Source organism: Pseudoalteromonas gelatinilytica, from assembly GCF_001641615.1.
Lineage (GTDB): Bacteria > Pseudomonadota > Gammaproteobacteria > Enterobacterales > Alteromonadaceae > Pseudoalteromonas > Pseudoalteromonas gelatinilytica.
The window spans coordinates 20,173-41,537 of record NZ_LRRU01000023.1 but is presented as its reverse complement, the minus strand read 5'-3'; the positions used below and the strand labels follow the sequence as shown (position 1 = coordinate 41,537).

The window sequence follows — 21,365 nt, the reverse complement described above, 5'->3', positions numbered from 1 at the left end:
AAGCAACTAAAATTTGTGTTTAAAAAATTTTGACACAAATTGGGTCACATTGGGTACTACCATAAGACATTTAAAGCTGATAAATTCGTAAGTGATTCAATCAAGGAAAAATAATAAAAATCATGGTTAAAAAGATACTTAAAGGAATTGGTATAACATTTTTAGTGTTAATTAGCTTATTTGTACTTTTAGCAATTTGGACTGCGAATAAATCCTCTGCTTACAAAGAAACTGCTATTCCTTACCTAAATTCAGCAATTACAGATATCTCTCAATGGGACCCTCAGACTCTCAAAAGCTATATGACCCCATCATCAATTGAAAATGCCACAGATGAAGATATTTCTAAAATCATGCGTGCATTCTCAAAGTTGGGCGAATTAAAAGAACTAGGTGAATTTGAATTTATAAATGTTAGCTCTAAAGCTGTCACTGGAGGTGGTTCAGGTACTTATGTTACTTATTTAATTCCAGCTTCATACACTAATGGAGACGCAAAAATAACTGTCACGTTAAAAGAAGAAGGTGAGTCATTCTCTATTTATAACTTTAATTTAAATTCGATGGCGCTTATTGATTAAGTTTAGGGGTAAGAGTAACGGCTGGTTTCATTGTTTTAGCCTTTTCGTTAATAGTTGCTGAGCCAAAATGTCACGTATCAATTCTCAAAGGACTAAATATTCAATCGCATGAACCCTCTACTAGGCCCTTTATGGGTTCATATTGTGTTTGGAAAGCCATAACAACAAGGAAGCCAATGAAACAACTATTCGCGGTGTGTTTATTCATTTTTATATCTTTTACATCTCAAGCAATGGGAAATACTGAGCAAGCTGAAAAAGTACCATTTGCAAAATCAGATGAAAGGAATGAGCAAAATAACCTAAGACTTTACGAAATTTTTGTTCCTAAGAAAAATGGTGATCTTTTTTTAACAGAGATTAATTTGTACAAAGAGAACGAGCAAAGTGTTAGCTTAAAATTTGAAGATGCTCACATTTACCCAGATTTTAAAGAAACATACATCGTTATTAACCCTAACTTGGTAAACACTTTCGAGATTTATTTAAATTACTCAACAACCAAAGATGGTGGCCTTGTGATGTGTGGCGGTAATAGAGTAAAGCTAAATATCAATGATTTATTATTCGTTGAAAGCCCTCCTGAAGTTATCCCACCGCCGAGGAAACCATAGCAGATTTTGCATGATATAAATTAAATTACTCATAAAAAACATTGTTGTAAGGGTTAAAAGGTAAGGTTATGGTTCGTTGTCGGTAGTTAAACAGAACTGTAAAATATTTTGCTGCATTTTTGAATGGTTAAATCGGTTTCAATATGATTTAGTTTTATCAAAAATAGCAAGCGCAACTGTTTGTATTTAAATAGTTTATTCTCAAAGGAATGTTTATGTCTAAAATTAAAAAAATAGTGATAGCTGTAGTAATTGTGCTAAGCCTTGGCGCAATTGCTAAACAATACAATGAGAACAATCACACAGAGATGGCAATTAAAGAGTGTGGCAATAAAGACAACGTCGCCAAAGTCGACTCTAAAGGTTTTGAGTGTAAAGACTAATAGAAAATACACTGTTAGGTGAGCAAAGGTGAAGCTGTCATCGCTATCCAAATTATTAAATGAGTACATATCTCCAGAAGTGTTTCTAGGAGAGTTTATAACTGAATTTTCAGATTATGAAAATAAATTGGATATCAAAGGTTCTTCTATTACTCTCGATGTCATTGAAGATGAAGAGATTGCTATATCTTTTGCTGATATAAAAAAACTTTGTGAATTGTTCATTCAAGATAAACTAAATAAAAATCACTTATGCTTTATTGCTGATGCTCTTCAACTATGTGATTTAGTTGATTTTGAAGAGGAAGGAATTTTTGACTACGTAGCTGAATTAACAGATCCAGAAATTAATGGTGTTTTTACAAAACAACGAGCTATTGAAATAGTCGAAAAGTTCACCTAACAAGGCAATTCTAAGTGGGACGTCTAAAGCTTGGCTGGTGGCCATTTGTTGCTGATTTTAGCAAAGCATTTACGCGCCAATTAGTAAGGAAATATGCCCAAGGAAGCATCATAAACGAATGATTTATCTAACACTTAACTCAAATAACTTTAAGGAAACCAAAGAGTTTTATTGCACGACGTTGTCTTTATTTAAAGCTCAATCTGACACAAGGCTAATATGCTTAGCAGGAGAGTTAATTTTAGATTTAGATGGTTCTTGCCCATGCGCAGAGTTTGGAATTCATATAGGCGATAAACAAATAACTATTCTAAAAACTCTCGAAAAGACTGGAGTTGTTTATTCTTTCGAAATCAACATTGCTGGAGATTTTTTGGAGCTAATTGATCCATCGGGTAATAAAGTAGGCATATGGGCGCATGGTGGTTCAATAAAATGATTACGCATAACAAAAAATTATGTCGCCAGAAAGCGGGCTGGGGCGCATATATGAAATACGTTTTAGGAATACTAATAATGATTTGGAGTATTTTTTCTTCCGCCAAAGACTATCCAGAAGTAGTTGTTGGTGAGGAAGATGGTTTTGTCGATCTGACCTTTACAATTTCGAACTCCAAGAAGCTCGAATCTGGTTCATATGAAGTTGTCGTTAAAGGCAACCTGAAAGGCGATATAGTTGGGTTTGCAATCGAGCTGTTGCCATCGTGGAACCCGCAATCAGTAGAAGGTATTGATGATCCCTTTTATTGGGGAGAGGCATTCTTCAAGAACACCGGAGAGGAGTCAGTTGCCTTTATAAGATCACTAGCTAGTCTCTACGGAGCTACCGTAAGTGGTGCATCGGTTTCAAATGAGGTATACGCCCAAGTGGTTGGGCTTGCATGCAATCCTGAACAGCTTGAGGTCTCACCCTGCAAAATGAAGTTCTTCTTCAATCCTGACGGAGAGGAAGCGCTGTATTCTGAGGTTTTCATAAACATTGATCTTTCTGAGAATAAGCTGGAGTTCAATGAAAAGGACAATGATTATCGTACGCCATTATTACGTTCATTGTTGCAATAAAGGCTTAACAAGCGGCTGCACCAGACAAATTTCCGCTGTCACCTTTTTGGCGTGGCAAAAAAGTAGCCATCAAAAATTTGCTTGTTGAGCCGGGCGTTATGTATTCCGGTAGAAATATGGACAACCTGAAAAATTCGATTATGGCACTTGCCGCATCAGCAAAAGTTCAAGAGGCACTTTATCCAAGTTTCGCGGCTGTTGGTGATGAGTTGGTGCTTGAGTTTAATGAATGCTTAGACGACTTGAAAATTAGTGATTTAACACCTGAACAAGCAGCATCTATTGAAGCGTTAGATGTTTTCATTAATCAGCATTCAGGTGCGCAATTCTCAGCCATGTACCTTGAAAATAATGCTCTATATGAAGATTCTAATTGGGATAAAATTAGGTCACTTGCCAAGCTGGTTGCTAAAGAGATGGGTTGGTCACTAACCGAACCAGCCAAACAAAAACATAGAATTGTAACTGGTTAGCTGAGAGCACATAACAAACGCATTAATAATGAACGCCTAACGCTTGGCTGGCGCTCGTTCCTCGCTATTTTAGCCAAGCTTAATCCGCCCATTATGCGGGCGTTAGCTTTTAAAGTAAGGATTGACTATTGAGGAAAGTTTTAGCTGTTATAATTGTCACTTATATTTTTTATGGGTGGATTGGTTATTTTTGGGATAATTCAGAAGGATCAAATAAACTAGCTAAATTTAGTAGTCTTACTATTGAAGATATTGTCTCAATTGAAGCGATAAATTCTGAGTATATTAATGTGACAAATTCAGCATTAAATTCCACCCATTCAAAAGAACTATTAATTAATGCTATTACTAGTGCGGAGCAAGCATCAATCGCTAAGAGACCACCCAAAAACACCAAACTATATATTAGAATTAAAACAAAGAACGACACCATAGGTTTGAATCTGATGGTTCCACTTACCAAAAGAGGTGAAATGTATTTTGTTGTTGTAGATCGGGTTTATGATGGTGAAAGTTACACTCAGAATAGTTATGGTCGCTTTATAACTACTGGGCTTTATGAATTTTTAGTTGAGGCAAAGTTAGTAAACGAGAGCTAACAAGCAATTAAACAGGGGTAAATAACTTGCGGGCTATTCGCTTCGCTCAATTTTACCCCACAATTTTTAACCCGTTAATTGAACGTTAGCTTTACAGGTATAAAGAATGGAAAAAATATATCGAGAGAGCAAAGACGGAAAGATTGTAAAAGGCATTGGTTTACCTGCCTTTATTCACAATATGCAATATCATCTTGTAACCATCAAAGTTTATGAAGATGGGGTAATTGATTGCTGGGAAAAAGTTGATTTCGAGGGCTTCGTTAATAAAGTTAATTCCGGGTGGGTTGTTACCCAAGTTCCTAAAGGGGAAGATGTTTCTAGGTTTCACTCGTTTATTGGTAAATCTGATGATTTAAACACCTACATAGATGAACGAGAGTTTATCAAAGAAGTTAGAGATACTCTTGATGAGCTTCAGGGTAGGAAATCAAGCTCTGAAAGATGTCGAGAAGCATTTAGTGAATTCCTTCGAAATCCGAACTCGGATATTGCCAAGAAGCTAAAAGATGAATATGAATCTACACCTGAGCACTTAAGAAGATATGTTTTGGGTGATATGGATTCTAAAGATGGTCCAATAAGATACGTATTGGAGGGGAAAGAAGTGGAGGAAGAGCGGCTTAAGTATTGGCGTGAACGGTACAATCACAGCAGCTAACAAAGTTGTCAAATTGACAGTTTTTCCGTCGCTCTTTTTTGTGCTTAATAGCACAAACGGGCTCCTCCAAAACTGCAATTTACAACGGCGTTATATGCCTAAGAGAGTTATGTGAATATTGCTATTTTTGTAGTTTCATTTGTGGTCTATGTTTGGCTCTGCTTGGGTATCGTAAAGTTCCATAAACATTTAGCAGATAAACTTAAACTGGTTAATCGTCGTAGTTTGTTAAACGTGTTTAGCCAATATATTTGGTTTCTGTTGTTTATCGTTACCTACATTCCGTTTAGTATATTCTTCCCTGCATGGTTAAATGGAAAACTTGGCATAGTGCAAGAGTCCCCAAATGTAGCAGCTATTTTCATTTTGTTGGGATGTTTAACACTAGTAATTACTATGTGGCTAGGTTATAAAAAAACTAAGCAGGCGAATTGGTAATCGGCATATAACAAAGCAAATTAAAAAGTGCGGACAAAAAACTAGTTGGCTTTGTTCGTACCTTACAAATTTTTAGCCAACTAATTTTTGCCGTTTATTTGCGGCGTTAGGCATCTAAATGAGAAACGAAGGATTAGTTAAAGTTCACGTATCTTTACCCAATCACTGGATGATTGGTGGCGAGTCTATGTGGGCAGAGCCGCTAGGGAATAATATTTATCGGCTTGAAAACGTTCCATTCTTTTCGTACTCGTTAAACTTCAAGGATGAAGTAAAAGCTTTTGAGGACGATAACGGCATATTGGAAATTGAAAATGTCATAGCAAGAAGCGGTAACCGCACTCTCAGAATAATTTTTGACAAATCAATTGATAGAGATAAACAAGATTTTTATATTGAAAAAATTCGCGATTTGGATTGTTCATTGGAAAGATGGGATGAAACATACTTAACTGTCAATGTTCGTAAATCTGCTTGCTATTTAGATGTAATCAAAAAGTTTGATATCTGGGATGAGGAAGAAATTTTTGCTTATGAAACATGTGACGAGCAAATTCCAGGATCCTTCGATGCTGAGCCGGATGACGATGCCTAACAAACTGTTTAAAGTGGACAAAATTACGTTGGCTTGGTTTCGCTCCGCGTCACAATTTAGCCAACATAATTTTGCCCATTAACAGGGCGTTATGTGTAAATTATGACCATAGAAACATTCAACCATATTGAAGCTAGCTTATGGTTCAGTATTGGCTTAGGGATGCTAATTACTGCTGTCATTAGGCGCAGAGATAATCGTTGGCTAACGCTTTTTCTGGTAGCTACGGTTGCATTCACTCTATTTGGCGTATCAGACATAATCGAAGCTGAGACAGGAGCATGGTGGAAACCATTGGAACTATTGGCTCTTAAAGCCACCTGTGTTTTAACTTTTATATGGTGCTATTTCAAAGGGAAAAAATTAAGTGCCCAAAACACATAATAAGCGCCATTTAAACGCCGCTGCGCGGCTCATTTCGCAACACGCTGATCGCGTTTGTGGCGGCCGTTACCACCGTCCGCTTCTGGCACAGAACCGCCCGTCGACTAAAACTCATTTCTATCCAATTTTCGCCTACGCGTATTTGCCCTAAACGTGTTTAGGCGCATGACTCAAAAGAGCGAACTTCGGCCGTTCGAAATTACTGTTCTATTTCGTCAAAGCATATTGTTTGCATAGTCAGGAAAACGACCCAATCGCTCGTTTTTATCCTGAGGTAAAAGCGAGAACTCCTAAATTTTAATAACACTGGTAATTAGTTAACAAGTTTGTTAGAAATAATCTAATAAGAAAAACGAGCTACGCTGTGGTAGGAAAACGCGCGATTAGCTCGCTATAAACATGTTATGTTTCAAGGACGGTTGGTGAAATTCTTTAAGTATTTAGCTCTTTTCATTGTTTCCATTATCGTTTTATATCTTGTTTTAAGCGTTACTATTTATCGATTGTCAAACTTTGATAAAGTTGAATGCATTACAAGTGAAGTCGTATATGATTTTGTCGATATACAACTCACTCCTAGAGAAATATTTGAAACAGGTGTTTTAAGTAAAAGCGTTGTAACCTTAGCTTTTGAAAATAAACGCTTCTTTATAGAAAGTGTAGATAAGCAAAAACTATGGAAAGTAAACCCACGAGATATGCAGAAACTGGGTTACACTTTGAGTGCGAAAGTATGCGCACAACCATTAATGTTTGGTGGTTACGGTGTTGCAGAAGTTTCTAATATTACAAAGATTGATAAGCAACCTATCATTACTAAATGAAACATAACAAGCCAATGCAGGCAGGGACTTTTTACAGTTGGCTAAGTTCCGCTTCGCTTCACATGATAGCCAACTGTTAAAAGCCCATTATTAGGGCGTTAGCCGTACAAGGAAAGTTATGAGAAAAATCTTACCTATTTTATTTATACTTCTCTCAGGTAATGCCATTAGCAATGATGATTTTAGTTGGTTAACGCCAGATGGGAATAAAGCTCCTGAAACAGAAAATCAGAAAAGTAAATCTGGTTTTGGTGGCTGGTTGGTCGTAACGCCAGATAAAGACTGGGAAGAAAAATGGAATACTCCCAGTGAAAATATTCCCTATTTTTCTGAAGCTAAAGATGTAAAGCTAGGTGAAGAGTTAACTATCCTTCCATTTTTCGCTAATCCAAAATTAAATGAATCTAATTACTTCGAAATTTTATGTGATATTAAAGTAGAAAAGCCTGATGGTACTTACTCAATAAATGAGAAAAATATCCCGTGTGCTAAAGGTAAGCTCGATATAAGCCCTCTTTCCGTATTTTTAACACAAACCGTGATTAAATATATTGGCGAACAGGGAGACCCCTATGGGGTTTGGACAGTTTATTTCGATATGAAGGATTCAATAAGAGGTATAAATATTCCTCTAAAAACTTCCTTCAATTTGGTTAAATAGTACGGCTAACAAGCCAAGTAAGCGGGACAATAACACGTGGGCTCCCGTCACTTCGTTCCGTATTATAGCCCACGTGTTATTGCCCCTTCTTGGGGCGTTATGTTTTCAGGGAGATCTAGTTTTGCGTCATATTCTATTCGCCATTACGATAATTTTTTTAACTGGTTGTGCAGCTGCATTAGTTCCATACACCAGCGATCCAAATCAAAAGTTGTCCGATGCTTATTGGCTCTTTGACACCAAACAAAGAGCGTTGCCTGCACAAAAGCTCATTTTGGAATCAATTGAAATATTTAAAGAAGAAGGTAATCAATCAGGACTCGCAAAAGCGTACGTCACTTATGCTATTTTTCTGAGATCATACGCTGTCGATAGGTATGCTGAACATTACAAAGAGACTGGCTTTAATAGTGGGGAAATAGCTTTCAATGATCGATATAATGCTTCTATAGAGTATTTAGAGAAATCTGTTTCCATATACCAGGAGAAAAAGGAGTTTGATAATTTAACAAACGCCTTTTTACATATGGGATTTACATACCTTACAGATAACAATGTTGCTAAAGGTTGTGAGATGTTCTTGAAAAGTTTAGAAATGAGCAAAGTTTTCATAACAAAGAATCCTGACGCCAAGTTGAATTTAGGCGGATATAACTCGTATCAAGAATACATTGATAACAAAATGCAGCAGGCAAAATGTCCCGCGTAATGAAAATATAACAAGCCAAGTCAACGGGACAATTTTAAGCTGGCTCCCGTCGCTTCGCTCCTAATTTTAGCCAGCTTAAAAGTTGCCCCTGCTTGGGGCGTTATATGCCATGAAACTATTTGCGTTAATTTTGAGTATTCTATCATTTTCAACTTTTGCTGAGGTTAACTTAGTAAAAATTGATAAGTCAGAAAATAAAATGTATTTACTGGATGATGGTAAAGTAATAAAAGAATATCGTGTTGCTTTTGGTGGTGCACCCAAAGGTCACAAGGAACAAGAAGGTGATCAGAAAACTCCCGAAGGTGTTTATACATTAGACTATAAAAAAGAAGATTCTTCTTTTTACCGAGCAATGCACATCAATTATCCCAATGAAGCTGATTTAGATAATGCTAAAAGAAAAGGTGTTTCTGCTGGAGGTTTTATCATGGTGCATGGGCAAAGGAATTGGTTGGGTTGGTTGTCTGGAATTACTCAAAATTTCAATTGGACAAATGGTTGTATTGCTTTAACAAATTCAGAAATGGATGAATTCATGGATTTGGTTAAAGTAGGCACAAAAATCCAAATAGAGTGGTAATTGGCATATAACAAGGCAATTATGATGGGACGCAAAACAGCAGGCTTGCGCTCCTTCGTCGCTAATTTTAGCCTGCTATTTTGCGCCGGTTAGGCAAGCGTTAGGTGTACAGGAGAATATCGTGCAATCAAAGATTATGTACATCGAATTAAAGTCCGATGGATTACAAGGTGAAGGTCGTATTGGTTTGGTCAAATTGTCCAAATCAGGAAACACTCTGTACTATAAAGATAGAGTATTTCAAAAGGCTAAAGGAATGCCTCTGAAAGCAAATTACTTTGATGAAAGTACACTTGAGGATTTTTGGATCTCTTCACCGCGTAAAGATGGTAATGACTCCTTATTTTCTAGTACCGTAAATATTGATGAAGATGTTCGAATCGAATATTGGGAAAGAATAAGAGAATTACCTAAATTGACCCAAAACAACACCTATAAATCTTCTGGCAAAACTAAAGCCGAGCGAGAAAAAATAGAAAAAGGGCTAAGGCGTCGTCAAATGGATAATGCTTGGATGCCGAGTTAATGTACACCTAACAAGGCAATCATGGATGGGACGTCTAAAGCTTGGCTGGCGCTCATTCTTCGCTAATTTTAGCCAAGCTTAATACGCCCCATATTGCGGCGTTAGGTGTCTAGGGAGGACGAGTGTTAACTCAACAACTGAAATTCAAATATAAGCTACTTACGCATACCATTTCCTTATTGTGCTTTTTGCCTTCGATAGTTGTCATGTTCAAGTTGTTACCAGTATTTGAATACCTAGAAGAAAACTACCCTAGTGGCGTAGTTGCTTTGTTTTTCCTATTTGGAGTAACTTCTATATTCCTTTTGAACACTGTTACAGTTTAGTTTAGTTACAGAGCTGTATTTAAAAAGCTTCACCCAGTTTCAAATAAGCAATTCTGGGAGTTAGCTTGGTGTCGCTGGTATCCTGAGCATTGGTTAAAATAGACACCTAACAAAGCAAATTAAAAAGTGCGGACAAAAAATAGTTGGCTTTGTTCGTACCTTACAAATTTTTAGCCAACTAATTTTTGCCGTTTATTTGCGGCGTTAGGTTACTAATGAGTACAGATATAGAACCGATGTATATTGATTGCGGTAAGCATGGAAAGCGAGTGGCTGCCGTACTATGTGGTCATCTTGTCAAACCTGAGGGAGAGCCTCTCGGTTTCATTGAAAATTCAAGCGTTCCAAATGATCTTCAAGCTTGGTGTTATCAATGTGAGGCTGTTTTTGAGGAAGAGGACGGCATGACAGAAAGATTCAGAGAGTTTAATCAAATGTCAGTCGTATGTGTTAACTGTTACGAACAAGCAGCACAGTATCACAATGTAGATTGAGGTTCGTAACCTAACAAGCTGTTTAAAATGGACGCCTTACTGCTTGGCTGGCGCTCATTCTTCGCTAATTTTAGCCAAGCGTAATCCGCCCATTAACAGGGCGTTATACGTTTCTCAGGGATGGTTATGAATTTAAAGTCTTTTCAAATTACTTTACTCTTCTTTATCACTTTATTTCTTGTAGCCTGTTCTGTTGCCTCAAAATTCGAGATTTATAACAACACTGGCGTGGAAATAACACTCACATTAAATAAAGGTGATTATTCAGCGTCATATAATATAAAGCCAGCAAGCTCTATCACTATAGATTATTGGGATTTACCTAATGGTGCAAAAGCAACTGTTAAATCCAATAATTTTAGTTGGGAATTTTTGCCAGAATATGTAAGTCACAGTTTTGCAAAGCGTTCAATGATACCAAGTTACAACTTGTTTAAATTACAAATTGATCTAAGCGGAACCGTTTATGTTGTTGCGCCAGAATCAGATTTTCCTGCTCAACAACACGTTGAGCAACCTGAGTTTTACCCATTGCAAACACACAATTAAAAACGTATAACAATCGCATTAAGGGTGGACGCAAAAAGCTTGGCTGCGCTCATTCTTCGCTATTATAGCCAAGCTTTATTGCGCCACTTATGCGGGCGTTGGTATGACTCCCCATGTCAAGCAGGGTACACCGATCCCTGCCTAAACTTTTAAGCCTTTTATAATCTGTCTTTCACTCAATAAAGTGAGTTAACACATCGAATGAAGCAAGTAATGTCGTCGGTTATCATGCTGGTATCCGTGGATTACTCACTTTTATGAGCAGAGCCTACCTTACTTAACCCGTCGTAGCACCTGTCTTCAGTCTATGTTCGTGGTTCAATAATTATTGCTAATTACTGCCATCCTAACGCCCTCGGTGGTTGTGCCACACCCGATGCTTGATCCAATGTATTAACTCAAAGCCGATTTTCACTTTATGCCGGAACCCGTGCGATACGTAGTTTTGGGTTAACCGGACTTAATACTGTTTCTCTGGCAATCGCCCAGATATAGGCAATCATTTCCCGCGCAATAGCCGTTACCACCACATTATAATGCTTACCCTTATGCATCAGACGCTGATATCGACGACACAGCCTGAGTTGTGCCTGCCAGGCCATATCAACAATGTGTTTGGGCAACCCTTCTTGGCGCTTTTGTAACTCGGTGGTCACCGCGGCTTGATAGCGATAACTGTGCGCTCCTTCCACTAACAGCCGTCTTGCTCGGCCATTGCCACATTTGGTGATTGCCCCTAAATGGCGCTTGCCACCACTGGAATGCTCTGAAGGGACTAAGCCTACATAACTCATTAATTTCCTTGGGTGGTCGAAGCGTGTTAAGTCGCCAAGCTCTGCAATCACACCTGCCGCTACCAACAGTCTGACACCACGCATGGCTTGTATGGCTTTCACTACGGGATAATACCGCCAGTTTCTGACCTGATACTCAAGTTCATTGTCGAGTCGTCTCAGCCTATTAATCCGCTCATTGATGGTTTGAATGTATTCCTGTAATACAATTTGTTGGGCTGGATGAGGCAGCACCAATTCAGTGAGCCAGCGCAGGTGTTTAAGCGACCAGTTTGCCGTGCCGCTGTAGTTAATATTATTGCGTAGGAGCAGTGCTTTAAGTTGGTACTTGGCGTCTTTCAAATCTTTCATAGCCGTTTCTCGGGCGCGGGATAAATCTCGAACGGCTTCATCTTCAGGCTCAGGAACATAAATGGGAGTGAGGTCTTCCGATTTCAGTAGTTTGACCAACTTAATGGCATCACGTTTATCGGTCTTTACACGCTCACCGGGCTTTTTGGGAATAAGTGACGGGGCAACGACATAACAGCAATGGCCAAGGCTGGTAATGAGCCGATATATCCAATAACCACAAGGACCTGCCTCATAGACGAAGTGCAAAGTTACGTGCGGATACTTGGATTCAAATTGTCTGATAAGCTTTTTAACGGCAGCTTTAGCCGAAGGGATGCGGCCATAATGCACGGGTTGTGCGCCTCGATGGTCCTCAAGGTAAGCGATTTCATTAAATTCTTTATGTGTGTCTAAGCCAATAAAAAGTATGCTATGTTTGTTCATGCTAGCCTCCGCTGTTTAGTTATTTGACAAACTAATTATGGCTCTGGCTTTTAGCTAACCCACGAAAATGCGGAGGCTAGCACCTCATGGGGAGTCATTATGTCTATGCGTCTCGAGAAAATGGAGTTTCTAATTGACCTCTGAATTCAAACCTAAGTTTTGGTCAAATCTAAAAATAACACTCAAATTCGTTGGAATTGTGTTAGTTGGTTTAATCGTAAAAATAACAATAGATGAACTTCAAGAAGGCGAAATTGAAGACCCGACAGCACCTTTAGTTCTATTAGCTTTTGTACCTACATTATTGATTGGTGTTTTCACTTATACAAAATTAAAGTTATCAAGTATAAACAAATTTATTGGTTCACTTATTTTTGCTTTCGCTATTTCACTTTCAATTCTGGTACTTTATTTTATAGCTGTAAGTATTGGCTACTCCGAAATAAATATAAGGTTAGCCAAATTTTTTACTGCAATTATTTTTGTGTCTACTGCGTTGTTGTATCTTCAACTGCCATGGCAAAAAGACGCATAACAAGTGCCTAAACTAAAGGACGCAAAACAGCAGGCTTGCGCTCCTCGTCGCTAATTTTAGCCTGCTATTTTGCGCCGGTTAGGCAAGTGTTATACGTATCGAAGGATCGGTTTAGTAATATGAAATACTTTTCAATTTTTTTGATTCTACTTTCAATTGTTGGCTGTAAATCTACTCGAAATACAATCGAATACACTGACCCTGGTTTTTATCTTCAACCAGTCTTAAAAATGAAAGTAGTACCTACTTTTTCAAACCCTGTTATCTATGAGGTTACTAGGCACAAACCCTATCAGTTAATAACTACAACTTATGAGGGCGCTGGGGGTTATGACTGGAAAGGTATTAAATCAAAGAAAAGTATTGAATTAACAGAAGAACAGTACTCAAATTTGGTTAGTAAGTTAGAGAAAACACTGGTGTTTCCGAAAGATAAAACTCGGGGAATGGATGGAGATACTTGGATGCTAGAAAGCTCTTTGTATCAATACACTGCCGTAGCATATTGGGAGCCAGAATATCAAACAGATAAACGTGGGCTTGAAGATTTTGTAAGATTAAAAAGTTACCTTGAACAACTAAGCAGCGATAAATAGGTGTAAAATACGTATAACAAACAGTTTAAAAGCGGACAAAATTCAGTTGGCTGGTTTCGCTCCGCTTCACATTATAGCCAACCAAATTTTGCCTTTTAACTGAGGCGTTAAGTGCTTGTATGAAAAAAGTAATCATCATACTAATTGTAATGACTCTCTTGTTATTTTGGACCGTAGAACACAAGCCGGGTGGAAGCTTTGATTATTATTTACTGTTAAAACCTTACCCTACATTAGATTTATTTTTAGGAGGCGGAGAAGAAGGCCACTATGCTCGCAGGATTGCGAACGGAGAATTTCCGGATTGGCTTGTAAATGAGCAATACATCAAACTAGCGTGGGGTAGCTGGGAAGATAATACAAAGCCTTGGGAATATCTCAGAATTGGGACTTTAATGGTTGTGTTTTTGGGATGGCCTATTTTATTTATCATTTGGTCTGGCTTAGCAGCCAAAACACACTTAACAAGGCGCTCAAGCAAGACGCCGTAACCGGCGCTGCTTAGCTTGGCGTTATGTTCTAAGGAGGTATCATGATTAGCACATTATTACTTGTGGTTGGTGTCCAATTTGGCGTAACTAAAGCATGCAATGACCCTGATGTTGATTTGCTAGATGAGCCCATAAGCATAGCAGCACCAATAGAAGGTAAAGACAGTATTTTTGAACCCAGTACAATACGGTTCAACTCTTCTTTACCTTCTGCTTGTGCAGTAACAAATACAGAAGCCACCGTGGAATTTGATGTATCAAATGAAGGTAAAGTAATAAATTTAAAAATATTGAGTATTAATCCACCACGAATACATTCAAGGGTAATATTAAGAGGGCTGAGAAAAGCAATAGTATTACCTAATGCATTTGGTACAGACGGTAATAAAGTACATGTTAAATACGTACAGTTTAAAAAGAGAACAGAACAAATTAATTAAACAATGGACATAGAACAGCGGGGTTGCGCTCATTCTTCGCTTAGTTTAGCCTGATATTTTGCGCTGTTTATTATGGCATTATGTTTAATTTATGATTCGATATTGTATTCTCGTTTGTGTTGGGTTCGTTTCCGGATGCTCATTATTATTAATAGGTGAAAATGTTGTTTCTATTTCGGGTGAAGTAGAAGGAGACTGTTTGCTTTCATTAATCCCCAATGATGCCGAAATCATTCATAACTTTTATACCCGAGATGTAAGTGGAAAATTCAATGAAGGATTTACGGTATTATCTAGAAGCGATATTTATAAAGTAACAGTAAGCTGTAATGGAACTTTGGTTTATTCAACTGTAATTAATTACCCAGAAGAAATGGATAAATTTAATTTGGGTGTCATTAGCCCTAGTGATTAAACATAACAATCCAATTAAGGTGTGACTGCTAACGCTTGGCTCAGTTTCGCTTCGCTACACAAGTTTATGCCCTGCATTACCAGCCTCTTAGTGTTGAGCTACCAAATAAATACTCTAAACATTTTTGTCCAGATAAAGTCAACGTCTGCTCGCACTCAATGATGGCCTAATGACCGCAAATGGCAAAAGGCCGTCTCTCCAGAATATGTTAATTACGTAGCATTAAAATCATCAAACAAACTTTTTCAGCACCATTTCATAGCTTTTCGTTAGAGATCATTTAGCCAAAGGCTTCTGTAACTCGAACTTCTAACATCGATAAATAATGGCTCTGCATTGGTGTTACTATTTTATCAAAATCTCATCGTGCCTGAGATTCTCATTTTGAGTGGCAATCGCCAGGCATGGCGATTGCCACATAATTTGAGAATCTCAGGCAGCTACTATTATTTGGATTCAAAGAGTTGAAGATTCGAGAAAATAAGAAATTGCCACTCAATTTGAGATCCCTTATAAAATTGGCGTTCAAAATGAGATTCATAAAACACTAACCAACTGGCGTTACTGAGCAGAGTATCGGCGTTGTACTCGATTATCGAACTTGTATGCTACATATGAAGCCAGTTACTGGTCAAGTGGTTTGTAGCGCACATAAACAGGTGAAGTGGCCCAAAAATAGGGCTTTGGTGACGGTGATTTTGACTGGCTACCGAATCATAGTTAATGATGTACCTCAAATTCAACAGATACATAAAGGCTGTATACCTTTATTGTTTGGGGGATCTGAGCAATTAACACTTTCACTTGTCAGGTGCTAGTCGCATGTGCGCTCTGGAGAGTTATAGAAATTATTACACTCGAAGGTTGGTTTATACTTAAACTTCCATGAGAGGAGATAAACACGTATACAGAATATTTTATTTGAGTATCGTGACACATCATTATTCATTTTTATTACCTTCATCATTGAACATTGAGTCTATTTCTTTGTTTAGCATCGTAAAGTCTGTGGTGATTCGAGGTAAATTTGACCTGGCGATAGTTGATGTTGCAGGTTTTCCACTTGCTTGGTTATTTGAAGCAAATGGATCTTGTAGCGAGTCATTTTCTTCAAAAGTAGTAGGCCAAGTACTGTCAATGTTATCCCATCCGCTTTTACCCTGCGTGATGCTTAATTCTAAATTTAATAGTGATAAATATTTAAGAAGGTACTTAATTCCACCATCAAAGATGCCATTTTCCATTTGTGATATTTGCCTACGACCAATATTAAGAACTTCTGACACTTTTTCTTGAGTAAGTCCTTTCGATTTACGTGCATTTTTTAATTTTTCACCGTCATACAGTTTCATAGGTGCACCTATAACGCTTCTTTCTTGTTACTATATCATAATAAGGCATAGATTAAGTTACTATATAGTATCATTTAACTATGTTGTTACTATATAGTAATGTAGGGCTTTTTGATGCATATTAAAGGTGTGACTTTAATAGTTTGAATAGCTAGAGGCTGCAAAATCTGTTCTCCTGTTTCCAATATTCTGAATAAACGTTACCAGTATTCTGCTTATTCGTTAGCACTTTACTATGGTAATAGTCAGGATTAGACCCACGCTTCGGTTATGTTATTAACCCAGATTTTTCTATCATAGGCCATCAAATAAATTGAGTTGTGGCTTATGAATACCACCGTAAAAAATTGGTATATTGTTGCGGTTATGGATGGGGAACAATTGGTCGGTGAAGTGTTATACGGGACCGTGCAAGAGGACCAAACTTTTCGCTTTTATGGAGGGGACTACGTGACTACATCACGGATCGTGTGGAGAGATCTTAAAGCTCATCAGGTGTTAACATCCAGCCATTCACATTATCAACTCATTGGTAAAGGAAAAAAGCAATCATCGATTTAGACGATTTTGAACTGTTACGCCACGGATTTTCACCTGAGCAAATTAAAATTTTAAACAATCCATCATCACTTGTTGCCCATTAGAAATTTTGGCACCAAACCAAAGGGCATTAGTAGCAGAACTTTTTGTTGGTAGGTTTAGGCAAAAGAAAAGCCAGCAGTGCTGGCTTTCTATGACTTCTAGGCTAAAAAGGAGTAGCTATATATCTCCCCCAATTAAAGTATGGAACTCAATTGAAACCCACATAAGCTCTACGTAACTTATTAACAGGCCGCATATAAAGGTTGCTAATAAAAAGGCAATTGAAGTACTTACTTTTTTGTAAACGTAGAAACTCATAACAAATGGTAATGTAAAAATTAGTAGCACTAAACTATTGTACCAACCTTGTTTCTGTTCTAGTAATAATACAAATACAAGATCAAGTGAGCATAAGAACATCAGATAAATTAAAGCAATTAATGCAAGCATACCCATATGCTTTACCAGTTTGTTGCTCATCACTATTTGCCACCTTTACCCATAATGTTTTGCAGCATTTCAAGCTGTCCATATCTTTTTATTACATCCGTTACAAAGTCTTGGCAGTTATTGGTAAGAAAATTATAGCCATCATTTGGGTAATTTTTCTTCACATCATTCACTGCATCTCGAATTAGATCATCATCATAACTCTTGGCATCACATTGATATTTGCTTTTATTTTTGCTGTCATCAAATAAACCACCTTTAGTATAACCCCAGTTATCTCCAGTACCATCTTCGGAAAAGATATGTTCGTGGAAAACACCTAAGTCTAGACCTGTTGCTCCACTAGTTTGAAAATCCCCAGCAAATGAAAGGGGCCTTTTGCATATTTGAGCAAGACCTAACGGGTCTATTCTTGAGATAGGATTACCACCTACATAAGCATAAGTATTCATACCACCAAGCAATCCAATTGGGTCAGATTGAGTATAGCGTCCCGTTTCTGGGTCGTAATAACGATTGATGTTGTACCAAAGCCCTGATTCACTGTCATAGTACTGCCCTGGAAAGCCTATATTAAACTCACCTATTGAACTGCTTTTAACCGTTCTGTCAAACGCTTTAAGATTAGCGCGCCATACAACTGATTGATTAGTATCTGTAATTAACTCTGGTCGGCCCAATTGGTCGCTATGGACGTAATAAAGTTGGTTATTAAGTATATACGCTACAACTTGAGCATTGAGATAAATATATTCTTTTTCGGAGTCAGGCTCTGCTAGTAGTCTCCCATTTACATCATAAATATAACGTTCTGTTGCTTCAGGTGACTTTTTATAAACCCTTAGGTTGGCTAAGTTATAACCATACTCCGTAGTCACACTTCCTTTGGTGACACTTTCCATGCGATTAAGACCATCATAGCGGTATGTTTTATTACTGTTACTGACGACATTACCATTTAAATCATAATTATAATAATTCACACCGACTTTTTTGACTCGATTCGAGCCGCTAAAGTAGGTGTAGCTATTTATGCCATTAGAAAGCCGATTACCAACTTCATCATAGTTATAGTCGTTACTGTAAGCATCACTCGAGATAGTTTCTAATTGATATAAATCGGTATGAGAAAAAGTATGTGAGTAATTCGGGTTGTATGTATTAAAAATTGAGTCAATATTATCTGCCGAATCATAGCCGAATTCTAAGCTCTGCTTACCAGCCGTTGTAATTTCCGTAAGTCTATAATCTAAATCAAAATTCATTGTATGCGCTAAGCTGTTTCCATATGACCAAGCTGTAGCTGGCCCAAATGGTTTGTACGTTATATTCGATAAGATAGTTTTACTTACGCCACCGATTACTGCCGTAATAGCACTCACTTTATTTATACTATTGTAATGGTACGTAACCTTATTACCACTTGGATAAGTCATCTCACTTAATCTACCGAAACTATCCGGCTTATATTGAACAGTACTCAGTTGATTTTCGATATGCTCGCTTTGAGTCGTTATCTCGCCATAAGTATTATAGGTATATGCGGAGCAGCTATCACTCGTAGCAACACCAGCCAAGTAACCGATGTCTCCATTCGAATCATATACACTTTGTTGCATTTCAAAACCTGAAATCACGAGAGTTTGACGGTTTAGGGTATCGTACTGATATCTTGTAACAGTGCCTTTAGCATCAACTTTTTCTATTAAGTTCCCAGCTTTATCATATTCGAATGTGGTAGTCCCTGTATCAGGACTTGTTTGTGAAACTAACTGACCAAAGCCGTCATAGAGGTATGACGTTGTGTTACCATTAGCATCCGTCACCGACGTCAGTAACCCTTGCTGGTTATAACCATAGCTTGTGACATTCATTAACGCATCCGTGGTCGTTTTCAATCGGCCAAGACTGTCGTAAGTATAGCTAGTCTTATTACCTTTTGCGTCTGTAATATCTTTAACATTGCCATCGGAATAGTAAACAATGGTTTGGCTTTGACCGTTTTGACCTTCCATTAAGCGTACTCGACCCAGTTCATCGTATGAGGTACTGCCAATATAATAGGTCGTACCGCCGGATTTGTACCGTACTTCCTCGGGGTTACTCATGGTGTCATACGTATACGATTGGGTTGCACCGCTGTTGTCAGTGATGCCTATTGCTCTATACCCATCATCGAAGCTGCGGTCTATATATGCACCTCCTGGTGAAGTAACTTTATCTAGTTGACCGAGTGCATTATAAGTGAAGGTCGACGATGCACGGCTTCCTAGTCTGATAGCTTCTAATTGATTGTTGATGTTATATGTATACGTTGTAACTAATCCATTAGGGGCCGTTTCAGAAAGAATATTACCATTCTCATCAAAGCTATCGTAAGTAGATTCATTGCCTATCGCATCGACTTCCTTGGTGATAAAACCTTGCTCGTTGAAATAAATAGTAGTGATGTCATTCACATCTGTTCTAGGGCCGTTGATTGTCATGCTCTTTACGGCACCATTTACATATTCGGTGTACGTCATAGTAGTCGTTCGGACACCGTCATAAATCAAATCAGTCTGAGTAATATTTTTAATACGCTGCTTATCATCATAGTCGAACTCTGTACGTAAGGAGGGTGTTTCAATCTTGGTTTTTAAGTGTTTGAATGTTGAGTGCCAAGTATAATTCGTTTGAATTGCATCGGGCGTATCAAAAGCTTCCGTAACAGAATTAAGCTGCCCTTCATCATTGAAGTCATAATCTGTTACACGCCCTTGCCAATCGGTTACCTTATCTTCAAATCCATTAGTATCATAAGTGTACTGCTGGTTCGCTGAAGCACAATACGTTGCATCTTGGCGACTGACCGATGATAACCTTTTTTTATTGTTAATTTTTATATAGTCGTAATCGGTAACTAATCCCAGCGGATTGGTTACCGTTGTTTTATTCGAAGAGTAAGCAAATGAGAACCTTTCTATATTTGCGTCAGCTCCGTGAGCACTAGAGAGAGCCTTGCCCGTAATTGGGTCATAAGTGAATGTTGCGTACACCTCACCATTTACTCTTATTTGAGTTAACGCATTAGGGTTATTGCTATCGGTGTAATAAAACTGTTTATACGAGCCATCAGGCATGGTTTGTTTTGACAGCTTCCCGCTAGAATATTCATACACGTAACTATTATTTTTACTGTCTGTCACTTTAGTGACACGCCCTAGACTATACTCTAAGTTTAAGTAACTACCGTTTGATGAGCTAACTTTAGTTGGTAGGTCATTAGTGTATTCGTAAGTATGAACTTGACCTGCGGGGGTAGTGCGGGTTAAAACTTGCCCTTGGTCATTATAAACCTCAACTAGTCCATTTATTTCTTGCAGAGTAAAGTGATTATTACTGAAAGTAATTTTCGCTCCATCTTTAAAATCATTATCATGCCATTCATATTGAGTGCCACTAGGTTGAAAAACGCGTTTTCCTCCATCTGGTTTCAGTACTGTGATTATAGCATTTGTGTCTGGTTGTGATGGAAACCCTTCCCAGCATCCAGGTGTAGGGATACCTTCAGGATCAATAGTGCAAACAGTTGTATCAGTATAAAGCAATTTATAGTCGAAACTACTCAACCACATTTTACCAAACACTCCCGTACGTTCAGCAAAATGATTATAATTCTTTTCAATCGTCAGAGGGAAACCACCGGCACCAATAAAGTCTATTTCTGGCTGAATTTTATTTCCAGATGCAATTACGATAGGATTACCTGCACATAGCCCTTTGTCTCCTTCACCTTCTTGACGTTCACTATCACTGGAGTCATTTGATGCAGAGCCTGAGTGACTGCCCCCTCCTGCACCACTTGTATTCCCTCTAGAGCCTCTGCCTGCTCCATCAAAGTCAGGAATATAATTATTCCAGCACGTCAGACTAGTACTGCTGTAAGAAATTCCATTCTGGGTGACTATCACGGTCGTATCTCGACATTGTGTCGAAATTCTAGCTTCACTTTCTGTGGAAAAAATAGCACCGACAAGCCCTGTACTGATTATTCCTAATTTAAATATTTTTTTCATAAGCTGTACT

Annotated in this window: 27 protein-coding genes; 23 read left to right on the top strand and 4 right to left on the bottom strand. The window is 38.0% G+C overall.

Annotation, left to right across the window (positions count from 1 at the left end; translation table 11 throughout):
- Window positions 1-122: 122 nt before the first annotated feature.
- The 18 genes from NH153_RS20235 (at window position 123) to NH153_RS20150 (ending at window position 10,865) form a co-directional block, all read left to right on the top strand.
- Window positions 123-581 (top strand): hypothetical protein, encoded by a 459-nt coding sequence (locus NH153_RS20235; protein WP_063707308.1) that lies wholly within the window; start codon window positions 123-125, stop codon window positions 579-581.
- Window positions 582-757: 176 nt separating this feature from the next.
- Window positions 758-1,195 carry a hypothetical protein gene (locus tag NH153_RS20230; protein ID WP_058584251.1) on the top strand — a complete coding sequence of 146 codons (438 nt, stop codon included), beginning with the start codon at window positions 758-760 and terminating at the stop codon, window positions 1,193-1,195.
- Between the two features lie 215 nt (window positions 1,196-1,410).
- Window positions 1,411-1,578 (top strand): hypothetical protein, encoded by a 168-nt coding sequence (locus NH153_RS21880; RefSeq protein WP_167350251.1) that lies wholly within the window; start codon window positions 1,411-1,413, stop codon window positions 1,576-1,578.
- A gap of 28 nt (window positions 1,579-1,606) precedes the next feature.
- The gene (locus tag NH153_RS20225) at window positions 1,607-1,981 is read left to right on the top strand and encodes a hypothetical protein (protein WP_063707306.1); all 375 of its coding nucleotides are present in this window, start codon (window positions 1,607-1,609) and stop codon (window positions 1,979-1,981) included.
- A gap of 118 nt (window positions 1,982-2,099) precedes the next feature.
- The gene (locus NH153_RS20220) at window positions 2,100-2,420 is read left to right on the top strand and encodes a hypothetical protein (protein WP_063707304.1); all 321 of its coding nucleotides are present in this window, start codon (window positions 2,100-2,102) and stop codon (window positions 2,418-2,420) included.
- Window positions 2,393-3,043: a hypothetical protein gene (locus NH153_RS20215; RefSeq protein ID WP_240494392.1), complete on the top strand. Its 651-nt coding sequence runs from the start codon at window positions 2,393-2,395 to the stop codon at window positions 3,041-3,043. Before NH153_RS20220 ends, NH153_RS20215 begins: the two co-directional genes overlap by 28 nt.
- A gap of 116 nt (window positions 3,044-3,159) precedes the next feature.
- Complete coding sequence (locus tag NH153_RS20210) at window positions 3,160-3,516, top strand: hypothetical protein (protein ID WP_063707302.1); 357 nt, start codon at window positions 3,160-3,162, stop codon at window positions 3,514-3,516.
- 128 nt (window positions 3,517-3,644) lie between these two features.
- Window positions 3,645-4,115, top strand: a complete 471-nt coding sequence (locus NH153_RS20205; RefSeq protein WP_063707300.1) for a hypothetical protein — start codon at window positions 3,645-3,647, stop codon at window positions 4,113-4,115.
- Between the two features lie 106 nt (window positions 4,116-4,221).
- Window positions 4,222-4,776, top strand: coding sequence for a DUF7638 domain-containing protein (locus tag NH153_RS20200; RefSeq protein ID WP_063707298.1), 555 nt, complete (start codon window positions 4,222-4,224; stop codon window positions 4,774-4,776).
- Window positions 4,777-5,332: 556 nt separating this feature from the next.
- Window positions 5,333-5,809 (top strand): DUF4265 domain-containing protein, encoded by a 477-nt coding sequence (locus NH153_RS20190; protein WP_063707296.1) that lies wholly within the window; start codon window positions 5,333-5,335, stop codon window positions 5,807-5,809.
- Window positions 5,810-5,911: 102 nt separating this feature from the next.
- The gene (locus NH153_RS20185; RefSeq protein WP_063707294.1) at window positions 5,912-6,193 is read left to right on the top strand and encodes a hypothetical protein; all 282 of its coding nucleotides are present in this window, start codon (window positions 5,912-5,914) and stop codon (window positions 6,191-6,193) included.
- A 422-nt stretch (window positions 6,194-6,615) separates the two neighbouring features.
- A complete protein-coding gene (locus tag NH153_RS20180) occupies window positions 6,616-7,017 on the top strand; it encodes a hypothetical protein (protein WP_063707292.1) in 402 nt (133 codons plus the stop codon).
- Between the two features lie 118 nt (window positions 7,018-7,135).
- Window positions 7,136-7,678: a hypothetical protein gene (locus NH153_RS20175; protein WP_063707290.1), complete on the top strand. Its 543-nt coding sequence runs from the start codon at window positions 7,136-7,138 to the stop codon at window positions 7,676-7,678.
- Between the two features lie 121 nt (window positions 7,679-7,799).
- Window positions 7,800-8,387, top strand: a complete 588-nt coding sequence (locus tag NH153_RS20170) for a hypothetical protein (RefSeq protein WP_063707288.1) — start codon at window positions 7,800-7,802, stop codon at window positions 8,385-8,387.
- A 109-nt stretch (window positions 8,388-8,496) separates the two neighbouring features.
- Window positions 8,497-8,970 carry a L,D-transpeptidase family protein gene (locus NH153_RS20165; RefSeq protein ID WP_063707286.1) on the top strand — a complete coding sequence of 158 codons (474 nt, stop codon included), beginning with the start codon at window positions 8,497-8,499 and terminating at the stop codon, window positions 8,968-8,970.
- 121 nt (window positions 8,971-9,091) lie between these two features.
- A complete protein-coding gene (locus NH153_RS20160; RefSeq protein WP_063707284.1) occupies window positions 9,092-9,496 on the top strand; it encodes a hypothetical protein in 405 nt (134 codons plus the stop codon).
- Between the two features lie 541 nt (window positions 9,497-10,037).
- Window positions 10,038-10,316 carry a hypothetical protein gene (locus NH153_RS20155; protein ID WP_055022527.1) on the top strand — a complete coding sequence of 93 codons (279 nt, stop codon included), beginning with the start codon at window positions 10,038-10,040 and terminating at the stop codon, window positions 10,314-10,316.
- A gap of 126 nt (window positions 10,317-10,442) precedes the next feature.
- Window positions 10,443-10,865, top strand: coding sequence for a hypothetical protein (locus NH153_RS20150; RefSeq protein WP_063707282.1), 423 nt, complete (start codon window positions 10,443-10,445; stop codon window positions 10,863-10,865).
- 416 nt (window positions 10,866-11,281) lie between these two features.
- Here the strand turns inward: NH153_RS20150 and NH153_RS20145 are convergent, their stop codons facing one another.
- A complete protein-coding gene (locus NH153_RS20145) occupies window positions 11,282-12,436 on the bottom strand; it encodes an IS110 family RNA-guided transposase (protein ID WP_063707280.1) in 1,155 nt (384 codons plus the stop codon).
- Between the two features lie 133 nt (window positions 12,437-12,569).
- On the opposite strand from NH153_RS20145, the gene NH153_RS20140 reads away from it, so the two are divergent.
- The 5 genes from NH153_RS20140 (at window position 12,570) to NH153_RS20120 (ending at window position 14,913) form a co-directional block, all read left to right on the top strand.
- Window positions 12,570-12,971 (top strand): hypothetical protein, encoded by a 402-nt coding sequence (locus tag NH153_RS20140; protein WP_063707278.1) that lies wholly within the window; start codon window positions 12,570-12,572, stop codon window positions 12,969-12,971.
- Between the two features lie 119 nt (window positions 12,972-13,090).
- Complete coding sequence (locus NH153_RS20135; RefSeq protein ID WP_063707276.1) at window positions 13,091-13,567, top strand: hypothetical protein; 477 nt, start codon at window positions 13,091-13,093, stop codon at window positions 13,565-13,567.
- A 119-nt stretch (window positions 13,568-13,686) separates the two neighbouring features.
- A complete protein-coding gene (locus NH153_RS20130; RefSeq protein WP_063707274.1) occupies window positions 13,687-14,058 on the top strand; it encodes a hypothetical protein in 372 nt (123 codons plus the stop codon).
- Between the two features lie 41 nt (window positions 14,059-14,099).
- Window positions 14,100-14,498, top strand: coding sequence for a hypothetical protein (locus tag NH153_RS20125; protein WP_062565547.1), 399 nt, complete (start codon window positions 14,100-14,102; stop codon window positions 14,496-14,498).
- A gap of 199 nt (window positions 14,499-14,697) precedes the next feature.
- Window positions 14,698-14,913 carry a hypothetical protein gene (locus tag NH153_RS20120; RefSeq protein WP_063707272.1) on the top strand — a complete coding sequence of 72 codons (216 nt, stop codon included), beginning with the start codon at window positions 14,698-14,700 and terminating at the stop codon, window positions 14,911-14,913.
- A gap of 941 nt (window positions 14,914-15,854) precedes the next feature.
- On the opposite strand, the gene NH153_RS20115 is transcribed toward NH153_RS20120, so the two are convergent.
- The 3 genes from NH153_RS20115 to NH153_RS20100 form a co-directional block, all read right to left on the bottom strand.
- Window positions 15,855-16,265, bottom strand: a complete 411-nt coding sequence (locus NH153_RS20115) for a type II toxin-antitoxin system RelB family anti-toxin (RefSeq protein ID WP_063707270.1) — start codon at window positions 16,263-16,265, stop codon at window positions 15,855-15,857.
- 759 nt (window positions 16,266-17,024) lie between these two features.
- Entirely contained in the window at window positions 17,025-17,327 is a 303-nt protein-coding gene (locus tag NH153_RS20105; protein ID WP_063707268.1) for a hypothetical protein, read from the bottom strand.
- A 2-nt stretch (window positions 17,328-17,329) separates the two neighbouring features.
- Window positions 17,330-21,355 carry an RHS repeat-associated core domain-containing protein gene (locus tag NH153_RS20100; RefSeq protein ID WP_063707266.1) on the bottom strand — a complete coding sequence of 1,342 codons (4,026 nt, stop codon included), beginning with the start codon at window positions 21,353-21,355 and terminating at the stop codon, window positions 17,330-17,332.
- Window positions 21,356-21,365 lie beyond the last annotated feature (10 nt).